8 protein-coding genes are annotated in these 3,356 nt (G+C 37.3%); all 8 read right to left on the reverse strand.

All coding sequences use genetic code 11. The features are described 5' to 3' along the window. The coding region (locus AC22ZQ_RS13615; protein WP_318959315.1) for a hypothetical protein at nucleotides 1-354 on the reverse strand (354 nt) is incomplete at its 3' end. Nucleotides 355-358: 4 nt separating this feature from the next. Then, complete coding sequence (locus AC22ZQ_RS13620; protein ID WP_318959316.1) at nucleotides 359-487, reverse strand: hypothetical protein; 129 nt, start codon at nucleotides 485-487, stop codon at nucleotides 359-361. 139 nt (nucleotides 488-626) lie between these two features. Then, entirely contained in the window at nucleotides 627-1,091 is a 465-nt protein-coding gene (locus AC22ZQ_RS13625) for a hypothetical protein (protein ID WP_318959317.1), read from the reverse strand. After that, complete coding sequence (locus AC22ZQ_RS13630; RefSeq protein ID WP_318959318.1) at nucleotides 1,078-1,287, reverse strand: hypothetical protein; 210 nt, start codon at nucleotides 1,285-1,287, stop codon at nucleotides 1,078-1,080. Before AC22ZQ_RS13630 ends, AC22ZQ_RS13625 begins: the two co-directional genes overlap by 14 nt. A gap of 4 nt (nucleotides 1,288-1,291) precedes the next feature. After that, nucleotides 1,292-1,879, reverse strand: a complete 588-nt coding sequence (locus AC22ZQ_RS13635; protein ID WP_318959319.1) for a hypothetical protein — start codon at nucleotides 1,877-1,879, stop codon at nucleotides 1,292-1,294. Between the two features lie 182 nt (nucleotides 1,880-2,061). Continuing rightward, the gene (locus AC22ZQ_RS13640; protein ID WP_318959320.1) at nucleotides 2,062-2,640 is read right to left on the reverse strand and encodes a hypothetical protein; all 579 of its coding nucleotides are present in this window, start codon (nucleotides 2,638-2,640) and stop codon (nucleotides 2,062-2,064) included. Between the two features lie 19 nt (nucleotides 2,641-2,659). Then, nucleotides 2,660-2,983, reverse strand: a complete 324-nt coding sequence (locus AC22ZQ_RS13645) for a hypothetical protein (protein WP_318959321.1) — start codon at nucleotides 2,981-2,983, stop codon at nucleotides 2,660-2,662. Nucleotides 2,984-3,099: 116 nt separating this feature from the next. Then, nucleotides 3,100-3,282: a hypothetical protein gene (locus AC22ZQ_RS13650; RefSeq protein WP_318959322.1), complete on the reverse strand. Its 183-nt coding sequence runs from the start codon at nucleotides 3,280-3,282 to the stop codon at nucleotides 3,100-3,102. Nucleotides 3,283-3,356 lie beyond the last annotated feature (74 nt).

A 3,356-nucleotide genomic window follows, 5' to 3' on the forward strand; every position in this document is an offset into this window, starting at 1 on the left:
AATGGTTCTTCCAGAGTCGTTAGAAGTTGCTTCAACAACTGTTACATCACCTGCACCAGTTTCCAAAATTCCGTCAGTTAATACTAAATCAGCTCCAACTGCTTCTAAGAAGGCTGCTGTGTCAGGAGTTCCTGTAACACTTGTATAAATAGTGTGTCTCGGTACACCAAAAACAATTGCTCTATCAGCTGTACCATGGTTGGTAATTGTGATTGAAGTTGGACGAGCTTTTTCACCTTCGTCTAACAAAGTTTTTGCTCCTCCTGGACCCATTGACAATTGTCTTCCCATGTCAAGGGTGTTTCCGTGCTGTGCGACTAATTGTGCCGCTTTTCTACTTACGTTTTTATCCATCTTGTTAAACGTTTTCAGATTTTCCGATTACGGAGATTTTATCTCCTTGAATTTTCTTTGGAACAAAAAGCTCAACTGCGATTAATCCCAGTAAAAGTGCTATGATGATCCATGCTAAAACTTTAATGTTCATGCGTTTTAATTTTTTTGCTTGGATACAAATATTTGAAGTTTCAAAACCGTGAGTAGCGCCTTTGTAGACCTTTGTAGGCCTTTGTTACTCTTTGTTGCCCTTTGTAGACCTTTTGGGTGGGTTGAAAAGAAAAGGTCAACTATCTAGTTGACCTTTTTATATAAAATTGAAATACAATTATGATTATCAAAAATAAAGTGCTTAGTTTCCATATCAACGCATCACGAGCTTTACGGTAAACTACTTTTTGTACTTCAATTTCTTTTTCTACTGGTTTCTCCAGTATAGTATCAATTACGATAGGCTTTGGCATGATTTGAAGCCAAAACTCATCAAATTCGCTACGGGTTAGGGTTAGTTCTATTTCATCGTTTTCAAAATTAAAGGTGTCTACTTCAGTTAGGGTAAAAGATGTGTCTACTTGTTCAATTTCGTAAGTTATCTCCAGTGTATCCCGAATGGTATCTTTTACAACTACTGTTTGCGTTTCCTCGATCAACTCAGGGTTACGTTCAATAATGCGTGCCACTCGTTTTGATGCAGAGCACGAAACCATGCCTACACCGGCACAACCAATAATAGCTATTTGTTTAATTGATTTCAAGTTCATTTTCGTTTAGTGGCTCACCGTACAATTCAAAAAACTTGCGGATTACTTTAGGGTTAAGGGTTATACAATACTTATTGTAACCAACCTCTTGTAGCTCCTTGTAGTACACAACATTCATTAACCTACGTAAGTAAGATTGTGAAATAGGGTACAAATCTGCAAGTTCGTTTTTGCGTAGTGGCGAAAGCATTAGTTTAACTTAGGTGAATCGTAAAGTTTAAAAATCGGTTAGTTGACTCTCTTAAACCATCCATCACAATTGGAATATCTGGCCATGGGTATTTCTTTTTGTCTGGATGACCTTCATTTGTTTTAAATAGGGTCAAGGTGTCGGAACTTCTTACCAGTTCAGGTGGAATGGATGCCAAGGAGTGAAAAACAAAAAGCATGTCAATGTTTTTCTGTTTCGTATCGTAGATAAAACTTTTCAAATTTGGATCCAGTGTAGAACCTATAAACCTTGTCGCATCTTCATATAAGATAAGCGCATTAAATACGTGTTCTTCAATAAACTGGTTAAACTCCTCAAAATCTTTTACTACAATTCTATACGTTCCTTGTTTCCAATTCTTCAAATACTTTATATCTGGAATCAACGGGATTTTAAGCCGTTCCCATTCTGGATGATTCCAAGTTTTAAAGTTTCGCCAAGGTGGGTTATCGAAAGTATCAACGATTAACTTCTTTGGCATGATTGAAGCCTGAATTACTTGTTTAGTATAGTCGGTTTTTCCTGTACCTCGACCGCCCGCAATCAAATTGACTTTGTTGGTTCGGTTCATGGTGGGTTAGTGGTTAGATTAATTCCTTTCTAGGCTATTTATTTTAGCGTTTAATCTTCGGTTTTCTACTTCCAATTTCGCATTTCTTGCGGCATGCTTCTTGGCTTTCTTCTTGGTTTTACTTCGCATAAAGAGAAATAAAAGCGTGTGCAGAACTACTGCTATCCATCCAATTACTCCCATTACGTCATAAGTATTTTGGCAACTTTAGATGCAAATGAACCTACATACATTGTCCAGAATCCTGCTCCTGGGCCAATCTCCCAACGAACTTCTTCCATGTACGGAATTGCTGCATCAATAAGCTGTTTTTTAATCGAATCACTTGGGAGAATATCATCACTTAGCATTTTCATTTTTGCTTCGTAATCTTTGTATTTCTCAACAAGTCGTTTTTCTTGATCGTCTAATTCTTCACCGCTGAACTCTTTTTGATAAGCGGCTCGCATTGCTTTAATGACTTTGTTTCCGCCTATAGACTTACGAGCCTTAACGGTTGCAATAGGAGAGAGTACAAGTGTTTCAGCAACAACCAACCCATTCACTAATGAGGTTGCATGTTTCTTTGCGTCATAAGGTTGAAGAGGGACAACAGGCGCAGCTGCTTGCTGCTCCTGTTCAGTCTCTCTTTGTTCCTGATGAATTGCATCAAAATCGAAATCCTCAGAGAAATTACTTTCTAAATCAATGGTACTTGAGTAATTAGGATTCTTTTCTTCGGTAGGCTGAGCAATAACGTCCAAGAGATTCGGAGCGTTCATTATTTCATCAAGTCTTGGGTTAGGCATGGTCTAGGTTGGTTTCCTCCAACAAATACTTGTATTTAGTAATCATTGGAATAATTTCTTTGATTTCGCCCAAGTCTAAACCTCCAGAGGTCAATTTAGGCATCAAATTAAAAATTAAACTAGGTAGGACAGATGCAATGTCGTCACCTTCCTTGAATTGCGAAAAATCAATACCTAATTGACCTGCAAAGTTTCCGAGTGTACCCACTACAGTAACAAGGTCAGCTTCAATGTCCGAAATTTTAGTGCGTTGTTCAGCATTGATTGATTTTAGGCGGTTTATTTCCGCTTGGAGTTCTAGATGATCTAATGGCATTCTATAGATTTAAGTTGATAAAAAGTATTCAGTTTCTTAAGCCCCAAGACTGTTGTTCAACAAACCTAATTCAATACAAATATCAACTGTTCTCAGGGCTTTTTTTCTTGGTTTTTCTATTTCAGTTTTCGACGTAAGTACAAGTGTTTTTTGTGTCCGTCTTTTTCGGTTCTGAAGTAGTAGTTGTCTGCAACATTGTATTGCTCAATGTATTCTTCTACTTGCTTGTGAGATCCAGTAAAGAACTTTTCGTAATCTTTACCATCAATCGTCTTTTTCTTAGGGAAATTACTTTGCATGATCTATTTTTTTATAGAGTTGATTCCAGTGTAAAATTCACCGCCAAGGTTGAAAATAATGTTGTCATTAAACA

This window comes from Lishizhenia sp. (assembly GCF_057456495.1).

Bases quoted from the DNA above. Each gene is read 5' to 3' on its own strand.
- AC22ZQ_RS13620 (WP_318959316.1), bottom strand. From the start codon at position 487: ATGAACATTAAAGTTTTAGCATGGATCATCATAGCACTTTTACTGGGA.
- AC22ZQ_RS13630 (WP_318959318.1), bottom strand. From the start codon at position 1,287: ATGCTTTCGCCACTACGCAAAAACGAACTTGCAGATTTGTACCCTATT.
- AC22ZQ_RS13635 (WP_318959319.1), bottom strand. From the start codon at position 1,879: ATGAACCGAACCAACAAAGTCAATTTGATTGCGGGCGGTCGAGGTACA.
- AC22ZQ_RS13640 (WP_318959320.1), bottom strand. From the start codon at position 2,640: ATGAACGCTCCGAATCTCTTGGACGTTATTGCTCAGCCTACCGAAGAA.
- AC22ZQ_RS13645 (WP_318959321.1), bottom strand. From the start codon at position 2,983: ATGCCATTAGATCATCTAGAACTCCAAGCGGAAATAAACCGCCTAAAA.
- AC22ZQ_RS13650 (WP_318959322.1), bottom strand. From the start codon at position 3,282: ATGCAAAGTAATTTCCCTAAGAAAAAGACGATTGATGGTAAAGATTAC.